The sequence below is a fragment of the Pantoea sp. X-Soil-OKNW-556 genome (genome assembly GCF_059730695.1).
Genome location: NZ_AP035990.1, coordinates 1,899,700 through 1,926,578, shown reverse-complemented (window position 1 = coordinate 1,926,578; position 26,879 = coordinate 1,899,700). Strand labels below are relative to the sequence as shown.

Here is a 26,879-nt window from a genome sequence, read left to right as displayed (position 1 = left end):
CTACTCTGCGACACATGAACAAGACTCAACAACGCAACGAAACCCGAGAACACCTGCTCGCGACCGGCGAGCAGGTTTGTCTGCAACGTGGTTTCACCGGCATGGGCCTCAGCGAGATGCTGACGCTGGCGGAAGTACCGAAAGGCTCGTTTTATCATTACTTCCGCTCAAAGGAAGCCTTTGGCGTCGCCCTGCTGGAGCGTTATTTTGTTCACCATTTGCAAATGATTGAGCGCCAACTGAATCAACCAGGCACAACAGCACGAGAGCGCTTCCTGCAACACTTCCGTAGCGCTGAACACGGATTTATCGAGCAGGGCCATATTATGGGTTGCCTGGGCGTGAAACTCTCTGCCGAAGTGTGCGATCTCTCTGAGCCGATGCGCGATGCACTGCAACAGGGCGCGAATGCTGTAATTGGCGCTTACGCTCGCTGCCTGCAAGAAGTGGCTACAGAGCAGGCGCTGCCTTATGGTCAGAGCCCGCAACAGTTGGCCCAGCGTTGTTATTTGCTCTGGCTGGGTGCCAGCCTGCAAAGCAAAATATCACGAGAACCTGGCCCCATCAGCCTGGCGCTCGAAACCATTGAGCAGTGGCTGAGTAGCCACTGATTTTAAAAACCGCAATTTCTAGACGACCGGTCTAATACAGGAGTCAACATGGCGAGTAAACAGCTGTTCTCCCCACTGAAAGTGGGTGCGATTACCGTACCTAACCGCGTTTTCATGGCCCCGCTGACGCGTCTGCGTAGCATTGAGCCAGGCGACATTCCGACTCCGCTCATGGCTGAGTATTATCAGCAACGCGCCAGCGCGGGTCTGATTATCACCGAAGCAACGCAAATTTCTTTCCAGGCGAAAGGTTATGCAGGTGCGCCGGGGCTGCATACGCAGCAGCAAATCGCCGCGTGGAAAGCAATTAACGAAGCCATTCATGGCGCAGGGGGTCACAGTGCTGTCCAGCTGTGGCACACCGGCCGCATCTCTCATCATAGTGTGCAGCCAAACGGTCTGGCACCCGTCGCTCCTTCCGCCCTGGCCGCCGGTACGCGTACGTCGTTACGCCACGCTGATGGCAGCGTCTATCGTGAAGATACCTCGCTGCCGCGCGAACTGAGCGTGGCAGAAATTAAGCAGATTGTGGCAGATTTTGGTCAGGCAGCAGCCAATGCGCGCGAAGCCGATTTTGATCTGCTGGAATTGCACTCTGCGCACGGTTATTTGATGCACCAGTTCCTCGCCCCTGGTTCGAACCAACGTACTGATGAATACGGCGGTTCGATTGCGAAGCGTGGTCGGTTCGCGCTGGAAGTGGTGGATGCGGCTATTGCCAACTGGTCAGCCGACCGTATTGGTATCCGCATTTCGCCGATTGGTGCCTTCCAGAACCTGGAAAACGGTCCGGATGAAGAAGCCGCTGCGCTGTGGTACATCTCGGAACTGGGTAAACGCAAGCTGGCGTATCTGCATCTGTCAGAACCGGACTGGGCTGGCGGTCAGCCCTACAGCGATGCTTTCCGCGAGAAAGTTCGCGCCCTGTTCCCAGGGGTGATCATTGGTGCCGGTGCCTATAGCGTTGAGAAAGCAGATGACCTGATTCAGCGTGGTCTGATCGATGCCGTCGCGTTTGGCCGTGATTTTATCGCCAACCCGGACCTGGTTGCGCGCCTGCAACACGATGCGCCGCTTAACCCACAACGCCCGGAGAGTTTCTACGGCGGTGGTGCGGAAGGCTATACCGACTACCCTACTCTGTAAAATCTCCCCGCTGCCGCCCCAATGTGCGGCAGCGCTGTTTTTTCGTAGCGTTAACTCGCTATACTTAGCTTTTGTGCTTTTTAAAAGAGGATGTTATGCGTTTACTTCACACCATGTTACGCGTTGGCGATCTGGAACGTTCAATCGAGTTTTATACCCAAGTGCTGGGTATGCGTCTGCTGCGCAAGAGCGAGAACACGGAATACAAATACACGCTGGCATTTGTCGGTTACACCGAAGAGAGCGAAGGTGCGGTGATTGAACTGACCTACAACTGGGGCGTGGATAGCTATGACCTTGGTAACGCCTACGGTCATATTGCGCTGGGCGTTGATGATGTTGCTGCCACCTGTGACCAAATCCGTCATGCCGGTGGCAAAGTGACGCGTGAAGCCGGTCCGGTTAAAGGCGGCACCACGGTTATTGCGTTTGTTGAAGATCCCGATGGTTATAAAATCGAGCTGATCGAAAACAAACATGCCGGACACGGCATCGGCAACTAACCTGTTGCAAGGTCAGCCTGTACTTTTACCGGCTGACCCACCTCTCCTGCTGCACCCTCCCGCAATTTTTGCCATAATGCGCGCTGCCCCATTTATTGCTATGAGATCCTGATGTCTGAATCGAACGCCTTAAACGCTCTCCATCAACGCTTTCGCGGCTTTTATCCCGTGGTGATCGACGTCGAAACTGCCGGTTTTAATGCCAAAACCGATGCCCTGTTAGAAATTGCCGCCACTACTCTGAAGATGGATGATGACGGCTGGCTGCATTGTGATGAGACGCTTCATTTCAACGTTGAACCTTTTGAAGGCGCGATTCTTAACCCGGAAGCACTGGCATTTACCGGGATTGATCCCAGCAACCCGTTGCGTGGCGCAGTGAGCGAGTATGATGCGCTGCATGCCATTTTTAAGATGGTGCGCAAAGGGATGAAAGACAGCCATTGTAATCGTGCGATTATCGTGGCGCACAATGCCACCTTTGATCACAACTTCCTGATGGCGGCTGCGGAACGCGTGAGTCTGAAGCGTAATCCATTCCATCCGTTTGCCACTTTCGACACTGCGGCATTAAGTGGATTGGTATTGGGTCAGACGGTGCTGGCAAAAGCCTGTAAAGCGGCAGGGATGGATTTTGATAGCACCCAGGCGCATTCCGCCCTGTACGATACCGAACAAACCGCCATCCTGTTTTGCGAGTTAGTGAACCGTTGGAAACGTCTGGGGGGCTGGCCACTGGCGTTCAGTGACGAACTGTCGGAAGAAGACTCCGCCGAGTGACCAAAAGAAAGGCCGACGACTGTCGGCCTTAACGCTTATTCTGCTTCTTTATACTTCTCAGCAGTTTCTTTAATCAGCGGCTGAAGTTCACCACGCTGGAACATCTCGACGATGATGTCGCAACCACCGACCAGCTCGCCATCAACCCACAACTGTGGGAAGGTCGGCCAGTTGGCATATTTTGGCAACTCGGCACGAATATCCGGGTTTTGCAGGATATCAACATACGCGAAGCGCTCACCACAGGCAGACAGAGCCTGTACCGCTTGTGCAGAGAAACCGCAGCTTGGCAGTTTCGGCGAACCTTTCATGTACAGCAGGATCGGGTTTTCTGCGATCTGGCGCTGGATTTTCTCAACAGTACTCATTTTTGCCTTCCTTAATTCCTCACTTCGTGTTTGTTTATTGTAGCGATTTCACCCCCGCACTAAAACGGGATTTTGCGGTTCAGGCACATCAATCGCCATGTTTGTTAAGTTCCGGTGCCATAAATAACATTTTCATATCATGATTAAGCATGAACCGATTAATAATTAGCAATATATCTGCTGGGTTAACCAGCTGAAATCGCTCATTTTTGCCCCATATCAACTCTGCTAACACATTAATAGAAAAATGCCTTACCTTTTAGAAAAAAACTGGATTAGAATCATCTCGGTGCTGATCGTTGATCAGATTTTTCTAACATAGCTGCGGGCTGTTTCTTCAGACTGCTTAACCTGTACCGGACTATGCGTTTACTCATTACGCTTTTTATGCTGGCTTTCGCCCAACTGTTTTTTAATGTGGCTTCTGCGTCACCGCATGCGCCCATCAATGCCAGTTTGCATAACGCTGAGAAAAAAAGTGCGCGCGAAGATGAGCGTCGCAAGCGACGTCCGGTAAAAACCAGCACCAAAAAATCCCGTCTTGCTACCAGTGTTCAGAAGCTAAAGCTGAAAAAACAGCCGAAAATGGAAACGGCGCTGCATAAAACCCGCAGCAAGAAAGCCCTGCTGAAATCACCGTCAAAAAAATATGGTCACCAACGTCTGGCGAAGAGAAGCGCGAAGCAGGACGATGACCGCGATTTGACCACCATCAAGATGAGCAATTCTCACCGTCAGCGCTATCAGAAAGCACGCGAAACCGCGATGAACAAGCTGATGGGGCAGATTGGTAAACCATACCAATGGGGTGGCACTTCACCGCATACCGGTTTCGATTGCAGCGGTCTGGTGTGGTACGCCTACAAAGACCTGGTCAAATATAAATTCCCGCGCACCGCCAACGAAATGTATCACCTGCGGGATGCGGCACCGATTAAGCGCGATATGCTGGAGAAAGGGGATTTGGTGTTCTTCCGCATCAATAATCGCGGCACTGCCGATCATGTCGGTGTTTATCTTGGTAATGGCAAATTTATCCAGTCGCCTCGTACCGGTAAAGATATTCAAATCAGTGCATTGGGTGAGGATTACTGGCTGAAACACTACGTCGGGGCACGCCGTATGATGACCCCCAAAACTATCCGCTAAAAAACGCCCGATACCCGATAAAACAACAAGCCGGACCCTGATTTTCAGGTCCGGCTTTTTTATTAATGAAGGATCGCGGTGAAGCTGAACACGATAATCATTAGTAGCGCGCCCACAGTGGTAAACAGCGCCAGTTTCAGGTCTGTACTCATCACAACTCCTTAGTCACAATAAATGAAGGGTTATCGTAATTTTCTCACAGCCTCCGGCAAAAATCTCGTCTTATCCGCGCCAGCTTGCTAGAATCGCCGCCTTTCGTTGCGCAACAGATTTTGCGCACGCTGTGTTTGCGGCAAGTTAAAGCGTTATTGACCAGGTGTTAATGTCTTTTTCTTCGCCATTCGCCCCGAAAATCGGGGCGCAAAACCATTAGCAGACGCAAACGTTTAACAATATACTTATCAGTTAGTTGCGATAAGCCCGGGAGTACCATTTTCATGGCAACAATTAAAGATGTGGCGAAACGCGCCGGTGTCTCCACCACCACGGTTTCGCATGTCATCAACAAAACGCGTTTTGTCGCGGAAGAGACGCGTAACGCCGTATGGGAAGCGATCAAAGAGCTGCATTACTCGCCCAGCGCCGTGGCGCGCAGCCTGAAAGTCAACCACACCAAAACGCTGGGGCTGCTGGCCACCTCCAGTGAAGCCCCCTATTTTGCCGAGATTATCGAGGCGGTGGAAAATCACTGTTTCGATCGCGGCTACACGCTGATCCTGGGCAATGCGCATAACGACCTGCAAAAACAGCGCGCATATCTGTCGATGATGGCGCAGAAGCGTGTCGATGGCCTGTTGGTGATGTGTTCAGAATACCCTGACGACCTGCTGACCATGCTGGAAGAGAACCGTAATATCCCGATGGTGGTGATGGACTGGGGCGCATCGCGTGGCGATTTTACCGATACGGTGCAGGACAATGCGTTTCAGGGCGGCTATCTCGCCGGGCGTTACCTGATTGAACGCGGTCATCGTGACATTGGTGCCATCCCCGGACAAATGGAGCGCAACACCGGCGGTGGCCGCCATGCCGGTTTCATGCAGGCGCTAAATGAGGCAGGCATCACCGTGCGGCCCGAGTGGATTGTGCAGGGCGATTTTGAACCGGAATCCGGTTATCAGGCGATGCAGCAGATCCTCAATCAGAAGCAACGCCCGACTGCTGTGTTCTGCGGTGGCGATATCATGGCGATGGGCGCGATCTGTGCTGCGGATGAAATGGGTCTGCGGGTCCCGCAGGATATCTCAGTGATCGGCTATGACAACGTGCGCAACGCACGTTATTTCACGCCGGCGCTGACCACCGTTCATCAACCCAAAGCTCAGTTAGGTGAAAAAGCGTTGGAAATGCTGCTGGATCGTATCACCAGCAAACGTGAAGAACCGCAAACCATTGAAGTTCAGCCAACGCTAATTGAACGCCGTTCAGTCGCTGACGGCCCGTTCCGCGACTACCGCCGCTAGGTTTCCGTTTCGCTCAACCATTCATAGTTGAGCGTTTCGGCATCGCCGAGATAACTCAGCAACCAACCCAGAGCTGGCGAGTTCCGTTGTTCCGACCAACTGACGCAGCATGGGCTATCCGGGAACGGCGTGGGTAACGGTAACTCGGTTAATGCTCCGCTATCCAGTAATGGCCGGGCTAAATGGCCCGGCACCATCCCCACGCAAAGTCCCGCCAGCAGGCAGTCGACGCCGGTTTCCCATTCCGGCACCACCAGCCGGCGTTGATTATCCAACGTCCAGGTCATGCGCCGCGGCAACGCCCGCGAAGTGTCTTCCAGCACCAGAGAAGGCCAGGCCCGCAACGTCTCGTCATCCAACAAGGTACTTTTTGCCAACGGATGATCGGGGCTGACCACGCAGCGCCAGTTCAACGCGCCCATATCCTGAAAGGCAAAACGCCCACCGACCGGGATCGCCTGAGTGGCCCCAATCGCTACATCGACCCGCCCATCGGCCAGTGCATCCCAGACACCATTAAACACTTCATAACTGATAATCAGCTCCATGTCGGGAAAGTGGCGGTAGAAATCCTTCACCAGTTGTCGGGTGCGATGAGGTTTAACGATGCAATCCACCGCGATACTCAGCTGACCACGCCAGCCATTTGCCAACTGCTGGCACTGCCGCCGCGTCGCCAGCATTTTTTTGATAACACTACGCCCTTCCCGGACAAAATGCTCCCCGGCTGCCGTCAGCACCACTTCCCGATGCTGACGTTCGAACAACGGCACCGCCAGCCAGGTTTCGAGCTGCCGTACCGTGTAGCTGATGGCAGAAGGCACCCGATGTAACTCTTGTGCTGCCGCACTAAAACTACCGCTGCGGGCCACCGCATCTACCACTTCAAGCGCATATTCAGACCACATATTTTTGCCTGCAAATTTTTTGATAGCACCGCGCAAATATTAGCGTTTCACAAAACCTGGCGCACGCTTTTACACTCCTCCGCGTTTTCCTGTCTAAAGAGAATTACCATGTTGTCATCAAAAGGATTTCTGCCTTATCTTGCTTTACTCAGCATGCTGGGCTTTCTTGCTACGGATATGTACCTGCCGGCATTCGGTGCCATGCAGCAGGATTTTGCTACCGCCCCCGGTACCATCAGCGCCAGTCTGAGTCTGTTCCTTGGTGGTTTTGCCTGTGCGCAGGTCTTCTGGGGACCGCTGTCAGATCGCTTCGGACGTAAACCGGTTCTGCTGGCGGGATTAGCGATTTTTGCCCTGGGTTGTCTGGGCATGCTGTGGGTGAGCGACGTCCGTTTGATGCTGGCGCTGCGCTTTGTGCAGGCGCTGGGTGTTTGCGCTGCCGCTGTTAGCTGGCAGGCGCTGGTGGTGGATCGTTATCCGCAAAACCAGGCCAACAAAGTTTTTGCAACCATTATGCCGCTGGTCGCCTTGTCTCCGGCGCTCGCCCCGTTACTCGGTGCCTGGCTGATGGGCCATTTTCACTGGCGTAGTATCTTTCTGCTGCTGACACTGATAACCCTGGTGTTGCTTATTGGCACCCTGCGTCTGGCGAATCCCGTACGAGCCGACACCATGCGAGCGCCGCAGCCTGGCTGGCTGACGCTGCTGGTATCGCGTACTTATAGCGGCAACGTATTGATCTACTCTGCCTGTTCCGCCAGCTTTTTTGCCTGGTTGACCGGCTCGCCCTTTATCCTCGCCGATGCCGGTTTATCACCGGCAGATATTGGCCTGAGTTATGTGCCGCAAACTATCGCCTTCCTGATCGGTGGATTTGGCTGCCGCGCGCTGCTGAATCGTTTTCAGGGGAAACAACTGCTGCCGTGGTTACTGGTGATCTACAGCCTGAGCATTCTTAGCCTGTTTGCGGTTGCGCAGCTTTCCGCCCCCGCGCTGTGGGCATTGCTGTTGCCGTTCTGTGGTATGGCGCTGGCAAATGGGGCTATCTATCCGATTGTGGTCGCCAGTGCCCTGCTGCCCTTCCCCCAGGCAACAGGCAAAGCTGCTTCATTGCAAAATTTGCTACAACTCGGATTATGTTTTGTCGCCAGCCTGGTCGTTTCCGCTGGATTACAACAAGCGCTGCATAGCACCAGCCTCGTGATGCTCGCTACCGTTGCACTCGCCTGGGCCGGTTTCGGTTGGCAACGTACGGCAAACGCACAAAGTGATGTTGCTCACAACTCCTTAGCCTGCGAAGATAATCACTGACGCAACAACTTTAGTTAGCATCCTAACGATAAGTCGTTGAATATTGACCCACGTAAGCATATACTGCGTGGGTCAGCAATTCTGTAACAAATCAATAACATAAATGTATTACTATTAAGCGACTCTGTCGCTGGGATGGCGTCTGCACGATATTCTCCCCTGTGTTGTGCCAGACATTTCTATTCAGATTCATACCTCTGTAAAACGTCGGATATCTGGCGCACGGATTTTCCGTGAGTTCTCTCACAAGCCTGGAGAAATTGACTATTCTTTTCTCAGGTTGAAATCGGAAAGGTGATGGAGAAGCTATGAGTTCATCGTGTATAGAAGAAGTGAGCCTTGAAGAAAACCACTGGTTTCGTATCGCCCATGAATTACTGGAACGGGCTGATATTGCCATTAATGGCACTCGCCCCTGGGATATTCAGGTTAAGCATCCGGATTTTTTTAAACGGGTCCTGCAAGAAGGTTCATTGGGCTTAGGTGAAAGCTATATGGACGGTTGGTGGGACTGTGAAAATCTCGACATGTTTTTCCACCGCGTACTGAAGCACCACCTGGATCAACAATTACCGCATCATTTTAAAGACACGTTGCGTATCGCAGCCGCGCGTCTGACCAATTTACAATCGAAAAAACGCGCCTGGATTGTCGGTAAAGAGCATTACGATCTTGGAAACGACCTGTTTTCTCTGATGCTTGATCCCTTTATGCAGTACTCCTGTGGTTACTGGAAAGAGGCCGAGACGCTGGAACAGGCGCAACAAGACAAACTCGATATGATTTGCCGCAAGCTGCAACTGAAACCCGGCATGACATTGCTTGATATTGGTTGTGGTTGGGGTGGACTGGCAGAGTTTGCCGCACGCAATTATGGCGTGAAAGTGCATGGTGTCACCATTTCGGCAGAGCAACAGAAGATGGCACAGGAGCGTTGTGCCGGTCTGGACGTCACCATTCTGTTGCAGGATTATCGCGACCTGAATCTGCAAGTTGACCGTATCGTTTCAGTCGGCATGTTCGAACATGTCGGTCCCAAAAATTACGCGACCTATTTTGAGGTGGCGGATCGTAATTTGAAGCCGGACGGTATTTTTCTGCTGCATACCATTGGGGCAATTAAAACCGATATGAATGTTGACCCCTGGATCGATAAATATATCTTCCCGAATGGTTGCCTGCCCTCCGTACGCCAGATTGCTAATGCCAGTGAGTCACATTTTGTGATGGAAGATTGGCACAATTTCGGCGCGGATTATGACACCACGCTAATGGCCTGGCATGCGCGTTTTCTTGACGCCTGGCCGCAGCTGGCAGAAAAATACGGTGATCGTTTTAAACGCATGTTCAGCTATTATCTCAATGCCTGCGCTGGTGCATTCCGCGCGCGTGATATTCAGCTGTGGCAAGTGGTTTTCAGCCGTGGGGCTGAGGGCGGCCTGCGCGTCGCGCGTTAACCTCCCTTTTGTAGCGGCGTGACTAATCACGCGCTTTTAAAACAGCGCGATAAATCGCGCCGCTACGAATGCCAGGTTATTCACTCTCGTCGGACTGCTGCTGCGCCAGAGCGGCTGCTTCACGTTGTGCCAACACGCGCTCAACGGTTTCGACAATAGCCTGGGTATGCGGATCAATCTCGATATTCACCTTGTGACCTAACTTCTTCGCGCCAAGCGTGGTGCGCTCCAGCGTTTCCGGGATCAGGTGCACACAGAATTTACTCCTGGTCACATCACCCACCGTCAGGCTGATACCATCAATACCGACAAACCCTTTATGCAGAATATATTTCATCTGCGCCGGGTCCTGTAATTTAAACCACACCTCACGGTTGTTTTCTGACTGAATAATTTTGCAGATTTCTGCGGTGGTCATAATATGGCCGGACATTAAATGACCGCCAATTTCGTCGCTGAATTTTGCAGCGCGCTCAATATTCACCACATCACCCACCTGCAATTCACCCAGGTTGGTAATCCGTAAGGTTTCTTTGATTAAGTCAAAGCTCACCTGGTCACCGTCAATCGCTGTTACCGTCAGGCAGCAGCCGTTATTCGCCACTGATGCGCCCAGCGCCAGCCCCGGCAATAACTCTTCCGGCAGTTTCACGACATGGGTGCGAAACAACTCTTTTTCTTCGATTGCAACAATCTCTGCCGTACCTTGTACAATTCCAGTAAACATAATCTCAGCCTCTGCGAAGTTTGCGCTAGTTTATCACAGCTGCCCCGTTCGGGTTTAATTTGGCGGCGCGTGAAATTTACACAATCGTTTTAACAAAATGCGAACAAAGTTTGGCTAAGCGTCAACAGACCGGTACACTAGGCCGCGCATTCTTTGGGGATTTCTCCCCGTTCTCTTCTTATTATTAAAATGCAGGTGATACGTGCAGAAGTATTTAACAGAAGCGCGTCAATTGCTGGCCCTTGCGATCCCGGTCATCCTTGCTCAGGTTGCTCAGACCGCAATGGGTTTCGTGGATACCATTATGGCCGGTGCGGTAAGCGCCACGGATATGGCCGCCGTTGCGGTGGGCACATCTATCTGGCTCCCCGCCATTCTTTTTGGTCATGGTTTGCTGCTGGCATTGACGCCTACCGTTGCGCAACTCAATGGGTCGGGACGACGTGAGCGCATCGCGGAACAAGTCCGTCAGGGTTACTGGCTGGCGTTTTTTGTCGCGCTGCTGATCATGGTGGTACTGTGGAACGCAGGCTATCTGATTCATGCCATGCATGATATTGATCCACTGCTGGCCGCCAAAGCCGAAGGCTATCTCCATGCCCTGCTGTTCGGTGCGCCTGGCTACCTGTTTTTTCAGGTGGCGCGTAACCAGTGTGAAGGTTTGTCGAAAACCAAACCCGGTATGGTGCTGGGTTTCCTCGGTTTGTTGACCAATATTCCACTCAACTATGTGTTCATTTATGGTCATTTCGGCATGCCAGCGCTGGGTGGCGTGGGCTGTGGCGTCGCCACCGCCAGCGTCTATTGGGTAATGTTTATCGTAATGCGCTTCTGGCTTAAACGTATGGGCAGCATGCGCGATATCCGTATGAATACCGCCTTCTCCACCCCGTCGCGGGTCATTCTGTCACGCCTGTTTGGCCTTGGCCTGCCGGTCGCACTGGCGCTGTTTTTTGAGGTCACATTGTTTGCCGTGGTCGCGCTGCTGGTTTCGCCACTCGGTATTGTCAAAGTCGCCGGGCATCAGATCGCGTTGAATTTCAGCTCACTGATGTTTGTCCTGCCGCTGTCGCTCGGGGTAGCCACCACCATTCGCGTCGGTTATCGCCTGGGTCAGGGTTCCACAGAACAGGCGCGGGTCGCGGCCTGGACCGCGCAAGGGGTCGGCATCAGTATGGCAGCTCTCACCGCGTTGTTTACCGTGACCTTCCGCCATCATATCGCGGCGCTGTATACCGCGAACCCGGAAGTGATCACCCTGGCGGCGCAACTGATGCTGTTGGCAGCCATCTACCAGTTCTCTGATTCGATTCAGGTGATTGGCAGCGGTATCCTGCGTGGTTATAAAGATACGCGTTCTATCTTCTTTATTACCCTCGTCGCTTACTGGGTACTGGGGCTGCCGGTGGGTTATATTCTGGCGTTGACTGATCTGGTCGTACCAAGACTTGGCCCTGCCGGTTTTTGGTGTGGCTTTATTGTCGGACTGACTTCGGCGGCAGTGATGATGCTATGGCGCATTCGCCGTTTGCAACGCCTCCCTGCGCAGGTGATTCTTACGCGAGCAGCACGCTAAGTCGCTGAGCGGGCCGGAAAAGGCCCGCAACGCCTAAAAAAACGACGCATAGCACAGATGCTGGTCAGTCATGATGAAAAATCGCTTTTTCCCCTTGCCAGCTCATCTGCCTGCCGTTAATATTCGTCCCCGCTGTCGCCCTGACAGCGTGTTGCGCTCTTAGCTCAGTTGGTTAGAGCACCACCTTGACATGGTGGGGGTCGATGGTTCGAGTCCATTAGAGCGCACCAAGTGCGTCCGTAGCTCAGTTGGTTAGAGCACCACCTTGACATGGTGGGGGTCGGTGGTTCGAGTCCACTCGGACGCACCATTTCTTCACCCTGAAGTATCACGGGTACAATGCGCTCTTAGCTCAGTTGGTTAGAGCACCACCTTGACATGGTGGGGGTCGATGGTTCGAGTCCATTAGAGCGCACCACTCTTTTTCAGTTTCCTGTTGCGCAACTCTCTCTTCCTTGATCTGTATCGTTTTATCTTACTGCTTTCATATTGGTTTTCGCATACTTAGCGACTATACTATGCCGCGTTGTCCCACTTGAAAGGTTTCAGCGCTAACGTGTTAATGGCGAGAACTCAAATTATTTGCGCAACACCGCCTGGTCGGTTCTCTCGCGAACCGCATAACTTCCCTGCACGCTTAGCTATCGTCTCCTATTCTTACTCTGTATTGCCCTTATCAACACCAAACGAATTTCCACTTCGGTGCCTGCGCATCGAATCCCAACCTTTATCATCCATCACAACTTACAGATAAGCTGACATGAAAAAGACCAAGATCGTTTGTACTATCGGTCCGAAAACCGAATCGGAAGAGATGCTGACTCAACTGCTGGAAGCAGGCATGAATGTCATGCGCCTGAACTTCTCTCACGGGGATTATGCCGAACATGGTCAGCGCATTACCAACATGCGTGCTGTCATGGAAAAAACCGGTCGTCAGGCTGCGATTCTGCTGGACACCAAAGGTCCTGAAATCCGCACCATGAAACTGGAAGGCGGCAATGATGCCCCATTAAAAGCTGGCCAGACCTTTACCTTCACCACTGACCAGTCCGTCATTGGCAACAGCGAGCGCGTCGCCGTCACCTATGCGGGTTTCACTGAAGATCTGAAAATCGGTAACACCGTGCTGGTTGATGATGGCCTGATTGGCATGGAAGTTATCGAAGTCACTGAAAACACCGTGGTATGTAAAGTGCTGAACAACGGTGACCTCGGCGAGAATAAAGGCGTTAACCTGCCAGGTGTCTCCATTCAGCTGCCGGCTCTGGCGGAAAAAGACAAGCGTGACCTGATTTTCGGTTGCGAGCAGGGTGTCGATTTCGTTGCCGCGTCCTTTATCCGTAAACGTTCTGATGTGCTGGAAATTCGCGAGCATCTGAAACAACACGGCGGCGAACACATTCAAATCATCTCTAAAATCGAGAATCAGGAAGGTTTGAACAACTTCGACGAAATTCTCGAAGCGTCTGACGGCATCATGGTGGCCCGTGGCGACCTCGGCGTAGAGATCCCGGTTGAAGAAGTGATCTTCGCGCAGAAGATGATGATCAAGAAGTGCAACAAAGCACGCAAAGTGGTGATTACCGCCACTCAGATGCTGGATTCCATGATCAAAAACCCACGTCCAACCCGTGCTGAAGCTGGCGACGTGGCAAACGCCATCCTCGATGGTACCGATGCGGTGATGCTGTCTGGTGAAAGCGCCAAAGGTAAGTATCCGCTGGAATCGGTCACTATTATGGCGACCATCTGTGAACGTACCGACCGTGTGATGAAATCACGCATTGATTCGCTCCAGGACTCACGCAAACTGCGTATCACGGAAGCCGTGTGCCGTGGTGCCGTTGAGACCGCTGAAAAGCTGGAAGCTCCGCTGATCGTCGTCGCCACTGAAGGCGGCAAATCAGCCAAAGCCATCAGAAAATACTTCCCGGATGCGACCATCCTGGCCTTGACGACCAATGCCACCACCGCACGCCAGTTGATTCTGAGCAAAGGCGTTGAAACCCACCTGGTTAAAGAAATTGCCTCAACTGACGATTTCTATCGTATTGGCAAAGAAATGGCGCTCGAGAGCGGTTATGCGCAAAAAGGCGACGTGGTAGTGATGGTTTCTGGTGCACTGGTTCCAAGTGGCACCACCAACACGGCATCTGTACACGTACTCTGATTTTCGCTTGAATGTTTATTAAAAAGCGCCCTTTTCGGGCGCTTTTTTTATTCCGGGTCTAATACAAAAGCACGAAATTACCAATCGATAATAACTATTCAAAAACCCGGAAAATTAAGGCTAATCCGATTAAATATCTCTGTTTTAGCTAAATATTTTTATCATCTTCTGCTAAACGATGCTTCTTTGAGCGAACGATCAAGTTTAAGCGTGTTCTCAGCAAAAATTTATTCTCAACTCAAAAAGCTTTGTGTAATACTTGTAACGCTACATGGAGATTAACTCAATCTAGAGGGTATTAATAATGAATCGTACTAAACTGGTACTGGGCGCGGTAATCCTGGGTTCAACTCTGCTGGCTGGTTGCTCAAGCAACGCTAAAATCGACCAGCTGTCTTCAGACGTTCAGACTCTGAACGCTAAAGTTGACCAGCTGAGCAACGACGTGAACGCAATCCGTTCTGACGTTCAGGCTGCTAAAGATGACGCAGCTCGTGCTAACCAGCGTCTGGACAACCAGGCTCACTCTTACCGTAAGTAAGAGTTCTGGTACTAAAAATGGCGCCATTATGGCGCCATTTTTTTTGTACTGAATTCACCGTCAGGGTTTGGTCACTGTCGTTCCGCTGGCCTCACTGATAGTCGCACGCCCCGCTTCATTCCCCTGCTGAGACTGCACCACCTGCGGCATCGCCGTATCCTGCGTCACCGGTTCACCACTGCTTACCAGCACCGGCATCCCTGAACGTCGTTCCAGCGCAGCCTTAATCAACGCAGTATCGCTTTGCGGGCTATTGATGAAGGTCTTCATCGGCGCAGTTAAGGCAATCGGCATAGTCTGCGGATCGTCTTTATCGGTGCGAGAGAGCGGCTGATGCACTTCGATATAGCGCTTACCATCCGGTTCGATGGTATATTTCACCGGCTGATTGATCACCTGCACACGCGTCCCCTTCGGCACGCTGGCGAACAACGCTTCAATATCTTCCGGACGTAAGCGGATACAGCCGGAGCTAACGCGCATACCAATACCGAAATCCGCATTGGTACCGTGAATCAGATATTGCCCGGTACCGCGTGCCAGACGCATGGCAAACAGCCCCATAGGGTTATCAGGGCCGGCAGGGACCACGCCCGGCAAGGTGATGCCTTCTTTGGCGTAGCGTTTGCGGATATTGGGTGTGGGTGTCCAGGTCGGATTGGGGATCTTTTGGCTGATGCTGGTTACCATTACCGGCGTCGCTGCGCCGAGCTGACCAATGCCAATCGGATAGACAATGACCCGGTCTTCCCCTTTGGGATAGTAATAAAGACGTAACTCAGCAAGGTTTATCACAATCCCTTCATGCGGCGTGTCTGGCAACAGCATCTGCAAAGGGACGGTGAGCTGAGTCCCGGCTTTCGGCAACCAGGGATCAACGCCAGGGTTTGCTTCCAGCATCCCCAGCAAACCAATCTTGTAGTGGCTGGCAATGCTTTCCAGTGGCCGCTTATCATCCGGCACCACAGTCAGGGTATTTTCACCAATTAAGCGGCTGCCCGCCTCGGGCAGAGGGTATTCCGTGGCAAGCGCAGGTGCAGAGAGTCCCCAGCAGGACAACAGCAATGCACCGGCCAAACGTAAAGCTGGTCTCATGCAATTTTCTCTTTGTCGGAAGAAACAGACCCCGGTCAGGTTGGCCGGGGTCTGGAGAGTGTATCTTAGCTGAGGGTCTGAGCGTTATGACGGATAGCGCGAATCATCGCTTCCAGCCCCTGCGAACGTGAGGGGGTAAGGTGTTGGGTGAGTGCTAATTGTTCAAACCAGTAGCGCACATCAAGGTCCAGGATTTCTGCCGCTTTCAGCCCCTGATACAGGCTAAATACCACGGCGATCAAGCCCTTAACAATGGCGGCATCGCTGTCGCCCTCAAAAGCAATAGTACCATCCGTTTGTGGAGTCATGGTGATCCACACCTGGCTTTGACACCCGGAAATCACGTTTTCCGGCTGATATAAGCTTTCGGACGATTCTGGTAATTTTGCCCCGAGTTCAATGATGTAGAGGTACTTCTCTTCCCAGTTAGCGCAACGGTTGAAGTTGCGCACCAGTCTCTCTTTATCTGGCAAATTTGCCATTTGATACTCCTGAATCTGCTCAACCGCCCAGCAGACGATGAATTCGCGTCAGACCTGCCGCCAGACGGTCGGCTTCTTCTTCGCTGTTATACAGCGCAAAAGAGGCACGGCACATGGCGGGTACCGCATAATGACGCATCAGCGGCATTGCGCAATGGTGGCCAGTGCGGATGGCGATGCCGTACTGGTCAAGGAAGCTTCCCACATCAAATGCATGGTGCTTACCAAGATTAAACGCCACCACGCCGCTGCGTTCGACCGGACCATAAATGGTCAGATCCGGCACCGAGGCCAGCTTATCCAGCGCATAACGCATCAGCATCGACTCACGCTGCTGAATGGTGTCCAGCCCGAGATCGGTGATCCATTTCAGGGCTGCACCCAGACCAATGATCCCACCCGTATTGGGAGTCCCCGCCTCAAAACGCCAGGGCGCGGTATTCCAGGTGGTGCCGGTGGGCAACAGCACCTGATCGATCATTGAACCGCCACCTTCCCACGGAGGCATGATATCGAGCAGCGCTTTGCGGCCATACAGCACGCCAATCCCGGTCGGACCGTAGATCTTATGCCCTGAGAAGACGTAGAAATCGCAACCGATATCCTGCACGTCAACCGCATGATGCATCACCGCCTGGGCACCATCCACCAACGTCACCACACCCGCCGCTTTCGCCTGGGCAACAATGGCTTTCACCGGGTTGACCGTGCCCAATACGTTAGAAACGTGGGTCACCGCCAGCAAACGGGTACGGCTGTCGATCAGCCCTGCCAGTTGTTCCAGCGCCAGCTCACCTTGCTCATTGAGGGGTAGCACACGGATTTCCGCACCGGTACGCGCAGCAACCATCTGCCAGGGCACGATGTTGGCGTGATGCTCCATCTCGGTAATGATGATGTTGTCGCCCGGTTGCAGCTGACTGCCACCCCAGCTGTTAGCCACCAGGTTGATCCCCTCAGTGGTGCCTTTGACGAAAACAATCTCTTCCGGGGAGGAGGCATTAAGAAAACGCGCGGCCTGAGTGCGCACGTTTTCCATATCGGTAGTGGCCTGGGCACTCAGCGAGTGAATGCCGCGGTGCACGGCCGCATAGCCGTGCTGGTAGAAATGACTTTCCGCATTAATGACGGCCAGCGGACGCTGTGCGCTGGCCGCACTATCCAGATAAGCCAGCGGATGACCGTTGACCTCGCGTTTCAGAATCGGAAATTCCGCTCTGATTCGTTCGAGATCGAAACTCATGACTCAACTCCCGGGATGCGCGCAGCAATGCGCTGCAACACCGCCTGACGTAGAACCGGATTCTCTAACTTTTCAGTCAACTCAGCGGCAAAGGCATGGATAATCATACGCTGAGCCGCAGACTCTTCAATACCACGCGAACGCAGGTAGAACATCTGCTCATCATCAATACGGCCTACGGTAGCACCGTGGCTGCACTTGACGTCATCAGCATAGATTTCCAGTTGCGGCTTGGTGTCCACTTCCGCCAGACGCCCCATCAACAGGTTGTTGTTGGTCATCTGTCCGTCAGTTTTCAGCGCATGCTGAGCCACTTTAATCATGCCGTTGAACACCGCACGGCCTTTGTCACGCACGATGGTTTTGTGCATCTGACGGCTCATGCAGTAGCCTTTGTTGTGTTCCAGGTAGCTGCGCGTATCGCACACTTCCTGGTTAATCGGCAACGCCAGGCTATTCATAGCAAGGTTGGTGTTCTCACCGTTCAACTGTGCGCTGGTGTTGTGACGTGACAACCCGGCACCCAGCAGGAAGCTGGTAGTACTGACCTGCGCATCACGGCCGATCACCACGTCGTTATGCGCGAAGTGGTAGCTCTTATCGCTCTCAAACGACAGTTTGATATGCGACAGTTTGGCATTCTCAGCCACGTCAAAGGTGAAACGTGCGCCAGTGAAATGGGCGACATCATTCAGGGTGACGTAATGCTCAATCACTTCCGCCTCTGCGCTGGCTTCCAGTTGCAGATGGTGGCGGTGATGTACGGTATTCATACCCGCGTCCTGGCCGCTGGTAATGTGCAGCAAATACAACGGCAATGCCGCCGCTTTACCACGCGCCAGACGGATGCTGGTCGCTTCTTCTGCCAGGCTTTCCGTCAGGTGCAGGAACACTTCCGGCTGAATCGGGGCCGGCAACGGACGACGTTCAGCGGCCTGCGAATGCTGGATCTCAAACAGGCCAGTGTCACGGCTGCTGAGCGAAGCCTGGAAACGACCATCCACATACACCAGACGTACCGCTTCGATCGGCAGCGCCAGGGCTTCCACCTGCTCCGCCGTCACTTCCTGCGGTTGCGGCAGCACAAACTGCTGCCCCAGCAGACCTTCCAGCGGGGTGTATTTCCAGTTTTCATGCTTGCGCGTCGGCAAGCCGAGACGCATCAGTTGCTGCCAGTGCTGCTGTGCCTGCAAAGAACGCACGTCACCGCGCGACTCAAACAGGTGATGCCACTGTTGCAGCGCGTTATCACTCTTCGTCGGTAAGCCAGCCATAGCCTTGCTCCTCCAGCTGTTTCACCAGCGTAAAGTCACCAGACTTCACAATTTTGCCCTGATACAGAACGTGCACATGATCAGGCTTGATGTAGTCGAGGATGCGCTGGTAGTGGGTGACGATAATGAATGAACGCTTGCCGTCACGCAGGCTGTTGACGCCGTTTGCCACAATTTTCAATGCATCGATATCCAGACCGGAGTCGGTTTCATCGAGAATGCACAGATCCGGCTCCAGTGCCGCCATTTGCAGAATATCGTTACGCTTTTTCTCACCACCGGAGAAGCCCACGTTAACTGAACGGGTCAGCAAATCTTCCGGCATCTTCAGCAGATGGATTTTATCTTCGATAAAGTCCTGGAAATCGAAACGATCCAGTTCTTCCTGCTCACGGTATTTACGCACCGCGTTCACAGAGGTCTGGAGGAAAAATTGGTTGCTGACGCCCGGAATTTCAACCGGATACTGGAACGCCATAAAGATGCCTTCGCCCGCACGCTCTTCCGGCTCCAGCTCCAGCAGATCTTTGCCTTTGAAAGTTACGGAACCGCCGGTGATTTCATAATCTTCACGGCCAGCCAGGGTTGCAGACAGGGTACTTTTACCGGAACCGTTCGGTCCCATAATGGCGTGCACTTCACCCGGCTTCACTTCGAGGTTCAGGCCGCGCAAAATTTCTTTGTCTTCAACACTAACCTGTAAATCTTTGATGCTTAACATACTCTTTCCTTCACATTGCTTCCGGCAACGGGCCATCAGCCCACGCTGTGCTCAAGGCTGATTGCTAACAATTTTTGCGCTTCCACGGCGAATTCCAGTGGCAGCTCGGAGAAAACATCTTTACAGAAGCCGTTAACGATCATCGAGATCGCATCTTCTTCACTGATGCCACGTTGCAGACAGTAGAACATCTGATCTTCACCGATACGCGATGTCGTGGCTTCATGCTCCAGCTGCGCGGTATTGTTACGCGCTTCCACATACGGGAAGGTATGCGCACCGCAATCCGGGCCAATCAGCATCGAATCACACTGGGTAAAGTTACGCGCGTTAGTGGCGGTCGGCATGATTTTCACCAGACCGCGATAGGTATTCTGGCTCTTACCGGCCGAGATGCCTTTCGAAATAATGGTCGATTTGGTGTTCTTACCGATGTGGATCATCTTGGTGCCGGTATCGGCCTGCTGATGACCACTGGTCAGCGCCACGGAGTAAAACTCACCGATGGAGTAATCACCGCGCAGAATGCAGCTCGGGTATTTCCAGGTGATGGCTGAACCGGTTTCTGACTGCGTCCACGACATTTTGCTGTGGTCGCCTTCACACAGGGCGCGTTTGGTGACGAAGTTGAGGATACCGCCCTCACCTTCTCCGCCCGGGAACCAGTTCTGCACTGTGGAATATTTTACTTCGGCGTTCTTGTGGATAATCACTTCCACCACCGCCGCATGCAGCTGATAGGTATCACGCACGGGTGCAGAACAGCCTTCGATGTAGCTCACGTAGCTGTCTTCATCCGCCACCAGAATGGTACGTTCAAACTGCCCGGTTTTTGCCGCGTTGATGCGGAAATAGGTCGACAGCTCCATCGGACAGCGCACGCCTTTAGGGATGTAGACGAAAGTGCCGTCCGACGCTACCGCAGAGTTCAGCGCTGCAAAGAAGTTATCGTTGGCCGGAACCACGGTACCAAGATACTTCTTCACCAGCTCAGGGTGTTCCTGAATCGCTTCACCGAAGGAGCAGAAAATGATGCCCTGCTCCGCCAGTTTGCCACGATAGGTGGTAGCAACCGAAACGGAGTCGAAAATCGCATCAACCGCCACTTCTTTACCTTCACGTACCGGTACACCCAACTGGTTAAAGGCATTTTCCACTTCCTGCGTCAGATACTCACTGGCAGGGGCGCTGCCGGAAGCCTGAGTCGCACCTGGCTCAGAAGCACAGGTGTCATCGCAGTTGCCACAGGAGGGCGCGGAGTAATAGCTGTAATCCTGGTAGTCGAGTTTCTCATAATGCGCTTTCAACCAGTGCGGCTCTTCCATTTCCAGCCAGGCACGAAAGGCTTTTAGACGAAACTCCAGCATCCACTCTGGCTCGTTACGCTTAGCCGAAATTGCCCGTACCACGTCCTCATTGAGGCCATGAGCAAATTCTTCGGTTTGCAGTTGGGTAAAGAAGCCCTCTTTGTAGTTGAGCTTGCCTTCCCACATTTGTACATCGTCAGATGTTTCGCTGTGTCGTGACATATTTCACTTACTCGACGCCAAAGCTTTCACCGCACCCGCAGGCGTGCTGAGCTTTAGGGTTGTTAAATTTAAAGATCTGGTTCAGGCCTTCACGGACGTAGTCGACTTCGGTGCCATCGACAAACGGCATGGCCTGTAGCGGCACATACAGGGTTGCGCCGAAGTATGGGAACTGCAGGTCGTCAGCGGCAGGTTCTTTCACCAGGTCCATGACATAACCAAAACCGGCACAGCCGGACTGTTTCACTCCTACCCGCAGACCCTTGACTTCAGGATCCTGTGCGACCAGGTTAAGAATCTGTTTTGCTGCCGATTCGGTCAGCGTCAGCCCCTTCCAGACGAAATCATCGGGTGAAAAAGAAGCTGCATTTACTGATGACATAGTGCTACCTCGTAAGTCTGGGCCTTTTCAGGCTATCCCCCTATGGTAGTGATATCAGATATCACTTCAACCTCTTGTTTTGCAGGGATAATCATCTCGTGCTATTTTTTACTGTTGCTTTGTTAAGCATAGTCGCTTCACACTGCTTTGCGGCGGGGAAAACTGCCGCGCCGATACAATTGTAACCTGTTAAAAAATCGCAAAATTTCATTTTGTCACTTTACGATTTTCCGCTGATTGATAGGTTACGCCTTTCCTTAATGTGAAGAAATTGTTATTGCCGATTTGAGTAACAGGCAAAGTAAATCAATAAAATTTCTCTAGGGAATTGCATTCCTGACGTGGTTGAATATGATAATGATTATCATTAACCCATTAAGGTGGCGACATGACGCTTTCCGTCTCAGCCTGGTTACAACACAAAATCGATGAATATAAGTTTTCGGTACGTGATATCACCGTTGACTTCTATATGGCTCAGGCAAAGCTCAACCGCACCGATTGTACAATCGAACAACTGCGTCGTTTTAATGACACCTGTCTCGATATGGCGGAAATCTGCCAATTGAATGGCGATGACCAAAGCTATCTACACGCCATGGGCAAACTCCATCACCGCTTAGTGCAGGAGATGGGCAATGCCGATCGCGACCGTTTGTTCCGTATTCAGGCCTATCAACTGGCGCGCCTGTCGCTGACTCGCTTGTGTCATCAACTGGCGCTGAGCGGCGAGTGGGATCAAGCCACCAGCCTGCAAAGTGATTTCGTCCGTCACGCAGGCTGGATATTCTAATCCAGCTGCGTCCTGACGTCTCCTGGAATTCTACAATTTGTTTACAATAGTTCCAGCAATGCCTGAAGCGGGTGACGCATGCCATTGCCTTCCGCGCGTTTCACCTGACTACGGCACGAGAAACCGGTGGCGAGACAGCGTTGACGCGGCAGTTGTTGCATCTGCGGATGCCAGGACAACGCGTAAATCCCCAGCGAGTTCTCCAGATTTTTGCTTTCGTGTCCATAGGTGCCCGCCATACCACAGCAGCCGACATTAATGTTTTCCAGCTTCGCACCAAAGCGGGCAAAGATGTCCTGCCACTGGTTGGGTGTTGAGGGTAGCGCGGTCACTTCAGTGCAATGGGCAAACAGATACCAGGCCTCGCCCCCGGTGTTTTGCACGGCACGTTCCGCCACCGCAGTCTGCAACCATTCATGGACCAACAACACATTAAAATCACCGCGCTTCTCGCCCAGTACCTGGTTGTACTCATCCCGGTAGCACAACACGGTAGCCGGATCGACACCGACCATCGGCATGCCTAACTGCGCCACACGATTGAGGAAGTCCGCGGTTTTTTCCGCCGTGCGGGCAAAACGTTGCAGGAAGCCTTTGACATGTTGCGCCTTGCCGTTCGGTGAAAATGGCAGCAGCACCGGGCGGTAACCGAGTTTCTCAATCAGTTTGACAAAGTCAGTCACCAGTTGGGCTTCGTAATAGCTGGTAAACGGATCCTGTACTACCAGCACACAATCCTTGCGCGCGTTGCTGTCGAGCGCTTCCAGTTGCTCCAGCGTCAGGTTCATCGCCGGATGGCCACTCAGCTGCTGCTTCAGACTCGGTGAGGAGAGCAACGGCAAATCGACCATGCCGATATGGCTTTTGCTGAGCTCGCGCATCCACGGCTGTTTCAGGAAAAAGTTAAATACCTTTGGCGCTTTCGCCATCAGCGGCGCGTAGCTTTCAACCGTGGCAACCAGATGATCGCTCATCGGGCGCAGATAACGCGTGTGATACAGTTGTAGGAAGCGAGAGCGGAAGTTCGGTACGTCAATTTTAATCGGACACTGGGTCGAACAGGCTTTACAGGCGAGGCAGCCCGCCATCGCTTCTTTTACTTCATGAGAGAAATCATACTCGCCTTGCTTCGCATGCCATGAGTTACGGGTACGCTGAATCAAGGTACGCAGGCTGGCGCGTTGCTCTGGCAGGGATTTCTCCAGCAGCACCGGATCCACCCCCTGCTCGGACAGCAGGCGCAACCATTCACGCGTCAGCGTGGCACGGCCTTTGGGGGAGTGGATGCGGTTACGGGTGATTTTCATCGACGGGCACATCGGGCTGCGCGTATCAAAGTTAAAGCACAGACCGTTACCATTGCACTCCATCGCGCCGCGCCAGTCATTGCGCACTGTGAGCGGGATCTGGCGATCATATGTACCGCGCTTCACCGCATCGACCTGCATCATCGGTTCGTTGCTACCCAGCGGCGTACAGATTTTGCCGGGGTTCATGCGGTTATCGGGGTCAAACGCCGCTTTGATGCGACGCAATTCGTTAAACAGGGTTTCACCGAAAAACGCCGGACTGTATTGCGCGCGGAAACCTTTGCCATGCTCGCCCCACAGCAGGCCGCCATAACGTGCGGTCAAAGCCACCACTTCATCGGAGATCTGTTTCATCAGCATCTCTTGCTGCGGATCGCACATATCCAGCGCCGGACGGACGTGCAGCACACCGGCGTCGACATGACCAAACATGCCATAGCTCAGGCCGTGGCTATCAAGCAGAGCGCGGAAATCGACGATATAATCCGCCAGATGCTCCGGCGGCACAGCGGTATCCTCAACAAACGGAATTGGCTTGGCGCGCCCTTTGGCATTTCCGAGCAGACCTACCGCTTTCTTGCGCATATTATAGATGCGCTCGATGCCGCCTAAGTCGTTACACAGCTGATAACCGATCACTCCACCCTGCTGCTGCGTCATCAGTTCATCCAGACGCGCGCACAAGGTCGATACCTGCTGCTCAATCAGTTCACCGTCATCTCCGGCGAACTCGACGATGTTCAGTCCCAGCATCTCTTTATCCGGCACATCGGTAATCAACTCTTTAACCGAATGCCAGACGATATCTTCACGCGCCAGATTCAATACTTTTGAGTCGACGGTTTCCACCGATAACGCTTTTGCTTCGACCATAAAGGGGGCGTTGCGCAGTGCAGAGTCGAAGGAGTCATATTTGATATTTACCAGCCGGCGCACTTTCGGGATCGGCGTGATATCGAGTCGCGCTTCGCTGATAAACGCCAGAGTGCCCTCGGCACCGCACAGCAGGCGCGTCAGATCAAAGGTGTGCAGATCGTCACTGAACACATGGCGTAAATCATAACCGGTGAGAAAACGGTTCAGTTTCGGGAATTTTTCCAGAATCAACGCACGTTGTTCACGACAACGCGTCATCACCTGCTGATAAATGCGCCCTTCTTTGGTTGGCGTTTGCGCCAGTTTCTCCGCTAAATCGGTCGGCATCGCGCGGGTATCAAGAATATCGCCGCCCAGCAGCACCGCGCGCAGACCCAGAACATGGTCGGAGGTTTTGCCATACACCAGCGACCCTTGCCCGGAAGCATCGGTGTTGATCATCCCGCCCAGGGTGGCGCGGTTACTGGTCGATAACTCAGGGGAGAAAAAGAAACCGTAGGGTTTCAGCCAGGCGTTTAACTGATCTTTCACTACCCCGGCTTCGACGCGAACCCAGCGTTGCTCGGTGTTGATTTCGAGGATGCGGTTCATGTAGCGCGACATATCAACCACAATCCCCTGATTCAGGGACTGCCCGTTGGTGCCCGTGCCGCCGCCGCGTGGGGTAAACACCAGGCTGGCAAAACGTTCTTCCCCTGCCAGACGCGCAATCAGCGCGACATCCGCGGTGGAACGGGGAAAGAGCGCCGCATCCGGCAGCAATTGATAAATGCTGTTATCGGTTGAAAGTGAGAGACGATCAGCGTAACTGGTGGCGGTATCGCCAGTAAATCCTTGCTCTTTTAAGGACGCCAGGAATGTCAGCACCAGTTGAACGAGGCCCGGTGCCTGGGAAATCTGTGGGATCATTATTGAGTGACCGAGATGTTGTAAACGTTTGCGTAGTCGATTCTTATGAATTATTCGTTTTATCACATTTTTCAGTCGCTCGCTGTTTTTTCAGGAAACGTAAAAAGCGGCCTGCATTTCTCTGTTTAATCCTTCTGAAATAGGTAATCATTGATTGGGGACAGTAAACCCCACTGTGAAGGATTCAATTGAGGTCAAAAGGCTGTTATGAAAAACCTGCAAGGCGGTTTGGACTTACCGCAAATGCTGTTCTCACTGATGTTCATCCTGCTGATGATCATCGCCTGCCTCTGGGTAGTTCAACCTTTTATTCTGGGTTTCGCCTGGGCCAGTATGGTGGTAATCGCCACCTGGCCGCTGATGATTAAGTTGCAGCACCTGTTATGGGGACGCCGCTCGCTGGCGGTAATCGCCATGACCATCCTGTTGCTGCTGCTGTTTATCATCCCCATCGCCGTGCTGGTAAATAGCCTGATCGACAATAGCGCGCCGGTTATTGCCTGGGCCACACAGGGCCATATGACGGTGCCACAGCTTGACTGGCTGAAAGAAGTGCCGATGGTCGGTGACAAACTGTTTGTCAGCTACCACAAGTTGGTTGATGGCGGTGGCTCAGCAATTATGAGCAAGTTGCAGCCCTATATTGGTCGCACCACCGGCTTCTTTGTCGCCCAGGCGGGTCATTTTGGCCGCTTTATGCTGCATCTGGGATTAATGCTGCTATTCAGCGTGCTGCTGTACTGGCGTGGTGAGCAGGTCGGGCTGGGTATTCGGCATTTTGCTTACCGTATGGGTGGACGCCGTGGCGATGCCGCGGTGTTACTGGCTGGTCAGGCCATCCGCGCCGTCGCGCTGGGGGTAGTGGTGACAGCGCTGGTGCAGGGCGTATTAGGCGGTATCGGTTTAGCCATCTCGGGTATCCCGTATGCCACCCTGCTTACCGTGGTAATGATTCTTTCCTGCCTGGTACAACTCGGCCCCTTGATTGTGTTGGTTCCGGCGATTATCTGGCTCTACTGGAGTGGTGATACTACCTGGGGCACCGTGCTGCTGGTGTGGAGTTGCGTGGTCGGGACACTCGACAACGTACTGCGCCCGATGCTGATCCGCATGGGTGCCGATTTGCCGATGATTTTGATCCTCTCCGGCGTGATCGGTGGTCTGGTGGCTTTTGGCATGATTGGCCTGTTTATCGGACCGGTGGTGTTGGCGGTATCCTATCGCCTGGTATCAGTATGGATGCATGAGGCTCCGGCACCGGATGACGATCCAGAAACCGTGGTAGAAGAACTCACCGAGCACGACGACCATACTGCCTGACCCTGCCTTACGGTGGTTAACGCCAGTTAACCACCGTCACACAATTCCCTTTTGTTAACGAAAATTTCCATAAGCGATTTTTAAGAAAAACCGCATTTTCACGCCATTCCAGTCAGTTTTGATAACGGAAAGATTATTTTCTGTACTGATTGACGGCCAAAATCCACTAAAAACACGTTTAAAAGATTATCAGCTTTAAACTAATAAGAGGATTCTTAAAGACGCCAGAAGC

General features: G+C 52.9%; 25 protein-coding genes and 3 tRNA genes. 16 read left to right on the top strand and 12 right to left on the bottom strand.

Annotated elements, in window-relative coordinates; translation table 11 throughout:
- Positions 1 to 14: 14 nt before the first annotated feature.
- The 4 genes from AC6I8T_RS08940 (at position 15) to rnt (ending at position 3,040) form a co-directional block, all read left to right on the top strand.
- Positions 15 to 611, top strand: coding sequence for a TetR/AcrR family transcriptional regulator (locus AC6I8T_RS08940; protein ID WP_208725337.1), 597 nt, complete (start codon positions 15 to 17; stop codon positions 609 to 611).
- A gap of 48 nt (positions 612 to 659) precedes the next feature.
- Positions 660 to 1,757 carry an alkene reductase gene (locus AC6I8T_RS08935; RefSeq protein WP_021185241.1) on the top strand — a complete coding sequence of 366 codons (1,098 nt, stop codon included), beginning with the start codon at positions 660 to 662 and terminating at the stop codon, positions 1,755 to 1,757.
- 95 nt (positions 1,758 to 1,852) lie between these two features.
- Positions 1,853 to 2,260, top strand: a complete 408-nt coding sequence (gloA, locus tag AC6I8T_RS08930) for a lactoylglutathione lyase (protein WP_021185242.1) — start codon at positions 1,853 to 1,855, stop codon at positions 2,258 to 2,260.
- Positions 2,261 to 2,371: 111 nt separating this feature from the next.
- Entirely contained in the window at positions 2,372 to 3,040 is a 669-nt protein-coding gene (gene rnt, locus AC6I8T_RS08925) for a ribonuclease T (RefSeq protein WP_021185243.1), read from the top strand.
- 35 nt (positions 3,041 to 3,075) lie between these two features.
- On the opposite strand, the gene AC6I8T_RS08920 is transcribed toward rnt, so the two are convergent.
- Positions 3,076 to 3,408, bottom strand: a complete 333-nt coding sequence (locus AC6I8T_RS08920) for a Grx4 family monothiol glutaredoxin (protein ID WP_021185244.1) — start codon at positions 3,406 to 3,408, stop codon at positions 3,076 to 3,078.
- Between the two features lie 363 nt (positions 3,409 to 3,771).
- Here AC6I8T_RS08920 and AC6I8T_RS08915 point away from each other — a divergent pair, with 363 nt between their 5' ends.
- The gene (locus AC6I8T_RS08915; RefSeq protein WP_021185245.1) at positions 3,772 to 4,557 is read left to right on the top strand and encodes a C40 family peptidase; all 786 of its coding nucleotides are present in this window, start codon (positions 3,772 to 3,774) and stop codon (positions 4,555 to 4,557) included.
- Positions 4,558 to 4,619: 62 nt separating this feature from the next.
- Here AC6I8T_RS08915 and cydH read toward each other — a convergent pair whose 3' ends face one another.
- A complete protein-coding gene (gene cydH, locus AC6I8T_RS08910; protein WP_150105780.1) occupies positions 4,620 to 4,709 on the bottom strand; it encodes a cytochrome bd-I oxidase subunit CydH in 90 nt (29 codons plus the stop codon).
- A gap of 285 nt (positions 4,710 to 4,994) precedes the next feature.
- On the opposite strand from cydH, the gene purR reads away from it, so the two are divergent.
- Complete coding sequence (gene purR / locus AC6I8T_RS08905) at positions 4,995 to 6,020, top strand: HTH-type transcriptional repressor PurR (RefSeq protein ID WP_021185246.1); 1,026 nt, start codon at positions 4,995 to 4,997, stop codon at positions 6,018 to 6,020.
- On the opposite strand, the gene punR is transcribed toward purR, so the two are convergent.
- Complete coding sequence (punR, locus tag AC6I8T_RS08900) at positions 6,017 to 6,928, bottom strand: DNA-binding transcriptional activator PunR (RefSeq protein WP_208725336.1); 912 nt, start codon at positions 6,926 to 6,928, stop codon at positions 6,017 to 6,019. The two genes, purR and punR, sit on opposite strands and share 4 nt — an antisense overlap.
- Before the next feature lie 108 nt (positions 6,929 to 7,036).
- Here punR and punC point away from each other — a divergent pair, with 108 nt between their 5' ends.
- Positions 7,037 to 8,239, top strand: coding sequence for a purine nucleoside transporter PunC (gene punC / locus AC6I8T_RS08895; protein ID WP_497833717.1), 1,203 nt, complete (start codon positions 7,037 to 7,039; stop codon positions 8,237 to 8,239).
- Positions 8,240 to 8,547: 308 nt separating this feature from the next.
- Entirely contained in the window at positions 8,548 to 9,696 is a 1,149-nt protein-coding gene (gene cfa / locus AC6I8T_RS08890) for a cyclopropane fatty acyl phospholipid synthase (protein WP_021185249.1), read from the top strand.
- A gap of 76 nt (positions 9,697 to 9,772) precedes the next feature.
- On the opposite strand, the gene AC6I8T_RS08885 is transcribed toward cfa, so the two are convergent.
- Complete coding sequence (locus AC6I8T_RS08885) at positions 9,773 to 10,423, bottom strand: riboflavin synthase (RefSeq protein WP_021185250.1); 651 nt, start codon at positions 10,421 to 10,423, stop codon at positions 9,773 to 9,775.
- Positions 10,424 to 10,625: 202 nt separating this feature from the next.
- Between AC6I8T_RS08885 and AC6I8T_RS08880 the strand changes: the two genes are divergently transcribed.
- From AC6I8T_RS08880 to AC6I8T_RS08855, 6 genes are all read left to right on the top strand, one after another.
- Positions 10,626 to 11,999, top strand: a complete 1,374-nt coding sequence (locus tag AC6I8T_RS08880) for an MATE family efflux transporter (RefSeq protein WP_208725334.1) — start codon at positions 10,626 to 10,628, stop codon at positions 11,997 to 11,999.
- Between the two features lie 153 nt (positions 12,000 to 12,152).
- Positions 12,153 to 12,229: transfer RNA gene (locus AC6I8T_RS08875), tRNA-Val, on the top strand.
- A 3-nt stretch (positions 12,230 to 12,232) separates the two neighbouring features.
- Positions 12,233 to 12,309 (top strand) — tRNA-Val (locus AC6I8T_RS08870).
- A 31-nt stretch (positions 12,310 to 12,340) separates the two neighbouring features.
- Positions 12,341 to 12,417, top strand: a tRNA-Val gene (locus AC6I8T_RS08865).
- Positions 12,418 to 12,759: 342 nt separating this feature from the next.
- Complete coding sequence (gene pykF, locus AC6I8T_RS08860) at positions 12,760 to 14,172, top strand: pyruvate kinase PykF (protein ID WP_208725333.1); 1,413 nt, start codon at positions 12,760 to 12,762, stop codon at positions 14,170 to 14,172.
- Between the two features lie 304 nt (positions 14,173 to 14,476).
- Positions 14,477 to 14,713 (top strand): major outer membrane lipoprotein, encoded by a 237-nt coding sequence (locus tag AC6I8T_RS08855; protein WP_007374746.1) that lies wholly within the window; start codon positions 14,477 to 14,479, stop codon positions 14,711 to 14,713.
- A gap of 60 nt (positions 14,714 to 14,773) precedes the next feature.
- Here AC6I8T_RS08855 and AC6I8T_RS08850 read toward each other — a convergent pair whose 3' ends face one another.
- The 7 genes from AC6I8T_RS08850 to sufA all read right to left on the bottom strand — a co-directional run bounded on the left by AC6I8T_RS08850 (position 14,774) and on the right by sufA (position 21,439).
- The gene (locus AC6I8T_RS08850; protein ID WP_497833716.1) at positions 14,774 to 15,808 is read right to left on the bottom strand and encodes a L,D-transpeptidase family protein; all 1,035 of its coding nucleotides are present in this window, start codon (positions 15,806 to 15,808) and stop codon (positions 14,774 to 14,776) included.
- Between the two features lie 65 nt (positions 15,809 to 15,873).
- A complete protein-coding gene (gene sufE / locus AC6I8T_RS08845) occupies positions 15,874 to 16,290 on the bottom strand; it encodes a cysteine desulfuration protein SufE (protein WP_021185254.1) in 417 nt (138 codons plus the stop codon).
- A 19-nt stretch (positions 16,291 to 16,309) separates the two neighbouring features.
- Positions 16,310 to 17,533 (bottom strand): cysteine desulfurase SufS, encoded by a 1,224-nt coding sequence (sufS, locus tag AC6I8T_RS08840; protein ID WP_021185255.1) that lies wholly within the window; start codon positions 17,531 to 17,533, stop codon positions 16,310 to 16,312.
- A complete protein-coding gene (sufD, locus tag AC6I8T_RS08835) occupies positions 17,530 to 18,807 on the bottom strand; it encodes a Fe-S cluster assembly protein SufD (RefSeq protein WP_208725331.1) in 1,278 nt (425 codons plus the stop codon). Before sufD ends, sufS begins: the two co-directional genes overlap by 4 nt.
- Positions 18,782 to 19,528, bottom strand: coding sequence for a Fe-S cluster assembly ATPase SufC (gene sufC / locus AC6I8T_RS08830; protein WP_021185257.1), 747 nt, complete (start codon positions 19,526 to 19,528; stop codon positions 18,782 to 18,784). Before sufC ends, sufD begins: the two co-directional genes overlap by 26 nt.
- Positions 19,529 to 19,563: 35 nt before the next feature.
- The gene (gene sufB, locus AC6I8T_RS08825; protein ID WP_013508841.1) at positions 19,564 to 21,057 is read right to left on the bottom strand and encodes a Fe-S cluster assembly protein SufB; all 1,494 of its coding nucleotides are present in this window, start codon (positions 21,055 to 21,057) and stop codon (positions 19,564 to 19,566) included.
- A gap of 7 nt (positions 21,058 to 21,064) precedes the next feature.
- Positions 21,065 to 21,439, bottom strand: coding sequence for a Fe-S cluster assembly scaffold SufA (sufA, locus tag AC6I8T_RS08820; RefSeq protein WP_021185259.1), 375 nt, complete (start codon positions 21,437 to 21,439; stop codon positions 21,065 to 21,067).
- Between the two features lie 388 nt (positions 21,440 to 21,827).
- On the opposite strand from sufA, the gene AC6I8T_RS08815 reads away from it, so the two are divergent.
- Positions 21,828 to 22,232, top strand: coding sequence for a hypothetical protein (locus AC6I8T_RS08815; RefSeq protein WP_013508839.1), 405 nt, complete (start codon positions 21,828 to 21,830; stop codon positions 22,230 to 22,232).
- 41 nt (positions 22,233 to 22,273) lie between these two features.
- Here AC6I8T_RS08815 and ydiJ read toward each other — a convergent pair whose 3' ends face one another.
- Entirely contained in the window at positions 22,274 to 25,327 is a 3,054-nt protein-coding gene (gene ydiJ, locus AC6I8T_RS08810; protein WP_497833715.1) for a D-2-hydroxyglutarate dehydrogenase YdiJ, read from the bottom strand.
- A gap of 207 nt (positions 25,328 to 25,534) precedes the next feature.
- Between ydiJ and ydiK the strand changes: the two genes are divergently transcribed.
- The gene (ydiK, locus tag AC6I8T_RS08805; RefSeq protein WP_021185261.1) at positions 25,535 to 26,647 is read left to right on the top strand and encodes an AI-2E family transporter YdiK; all 1,113 of its coding nucleotides are present in this window, start codon (positions 25,535 to 25,537) and stop codon (positions 26,645 to 26,647) included.
- Positions 26,648 to 26,879: the final 232 nt, after the last annotated feature.

What these genes read in the sequence shown, in the direction of transcription:
- AC6I8T_RS08920 (WP_021185244.1), bottom strand. Translation starts at nt 3,408, where the DNA reads ATGAGTACTGTTGAGAAAATCCAGCGCCAGATCGCAGAAAACCCGATC.
- sufC (WP_021185257.1), bottom strand. Translation starts at nt 19,528, where the DNA reads ATGTTAAGCATCAAAGATTTACAGGTTAGTGTTGAAGACAAAGAAATT.
- sufD (WP_208725331.1), bottom strand. Translation starts at nt 18,807, where the DNA reads ATGGCTGGCTTACCGACGAAGAGTGATAACGCGCTGCAACAGTGGCAT.
- ydiK (WP_021185261.1), top strand. Translation starts at nt 25,535, where the DNA reads ATGAAAAACCTGCAAGGCGGTTTGGACTTACCGCAAATGCTGTTCTCA.
- AC6I8T_RS08815 (WP_013508839.1), top strand. Translation starts at nt 21,828, where the DNA reads ATGACGCTTTCCGTCTCAGCCTGGTTACAACACAAAATCGATGAATAT.
- cfa (WP_021185249.1), top strand. Translation starts at nt 8,548, where the DNA reads ATGAGTTCATCGTGTATAGAAGAAGTGAGCCTTGAAGAAAACCACTGG.
- sufB (WP_013508841.1), bottom strand. Translation starts at nt 21,057, where the DNA reads ATGTCACGACACAGCGAAACATCTGACGATGTACAAATGTGGGAAGGC.
- punR (WP_208725336.1), bottom strand. Translation starts at nt 6,928, where the DNA reads ATGTGGTCTGAATATGCGCTTGAAGTGGTAGATGCGGTGGCCCGCAGC.
- purR (WP_021185246.1), top strand. Translation starts at nt 4,995, where the DNA reads ATGGCAACAATTAAAGATGTGGCGAAACGCGCCGGTGTCTCCACCACC.
- rnt (WP_021185243.1), top strand. Translation starts at nt 2,372, where the DNA reads ATGTCTGAATCGAACGCCTTAAACGCTCTCCATCAACGCTTTCGCGGC.
- sufA (WP_021185259.1), bottom strand. Translation starts at nt 21,439, where the DNA reads ATGTCATCAGTAAATGCAGCTTCTTTTTCACCCGATGATTTCGTCTGG.
- AC6I8T_RS08850 (WP_497833716.1), bottom strand. Translation starts at nt 15,808, where the DNA reads ATGAGACCAGCTTTACGTTTGGCCGGTGCATTGCTGTTGTCCTGCTGG.
- gloA (WP_021185242.1), top strand. Translation starts at nt 1,853, where the DNA reads ATGCGTTTACTTCACACCATGTTACGCGTTGGCGATCTGGAACGTTCA.
- AC6I8T_RS08940 (WP_208725337.1), top strand. Translation starts at nt 15, where the DNA reads ATGAACAAGACTCAACAACGCAACGAAACCCGAGAACACCTGCTCGCG.
- pykF (WP_208725333.1), top strand. Translation starts at nt 12,760, where the DNA reads ATGAAAAAGACCAAGATCGTTTGTACTATCGGTCCGAAAACCGAATCG.
- AC6I8T_RS08935 (WP_021185241.1), top strand. Translation starts at nt 660, where the DNA reads ATGGCGAGTAAACAGCTGTTCTCCCCACTGAAAGTGGGTGCGATTACC.
- AC6I8T_RS08915 (WP_021185245.1), top strand. Translation starts at nt 3,772, where the DNA reads ATGCGTTTACTCATTACGCTTTTTATGCTGGCTTTCGCCCAACTGTTT.
- cydH (WP_150105780.1), bottom strand. Translation starts at nt 4,709, where the DNA reads ATGAGTACAGACCTGAAACTGGCGCTGTTTACCACTGTGGGCGCGCTA.
- punC (WP_497833717.1), top strand. Translation starts at nt 7,037, where the DNA reads ATGTTGTCATCAAAAGGATTTCTGCCTTATCTTGCTTTACTCAGCATG.
- sufS (WP_021185255.1), bottom strand. Translation starts at nt 17,533, where the DNA reads ATGAGTTTCGATCTCGAACGAATCAGAGCGGAATTTCCGATTCTGAAA.
- sufE (WP_021185254.1), bottom strand. Translation starts at nt 16,290, where the DNA reads ATGGCAAATTTGCCAGATAAAGAGAGACTGGTGCGCAACTTCAACCGT.
- AC6I8T_RS08855 (WP_007374746.1), top strand. Translation starts at nt 14,477, where the DNA reads ATGAATCGTACTAAACTGGTACTGGGCGCGGTAATCCTGGGTTCAACT.
- AC6I8T_RS08885 (WP_021185250.1), bottom strand. Translation starts at nt 10,423, where the DNA reads ATGTTTACTGGAATTGTACAAGGTACGGCAGAGATTGTTGCAATCGAA.
- ydiJ (WP_497833715.1), bottom strand. Translation starts at nt 25,327, where the DNA reads ATGATCCCACAGATTTCCCAGGCACCGGGCCTCGTTCAACTGGTGCTG.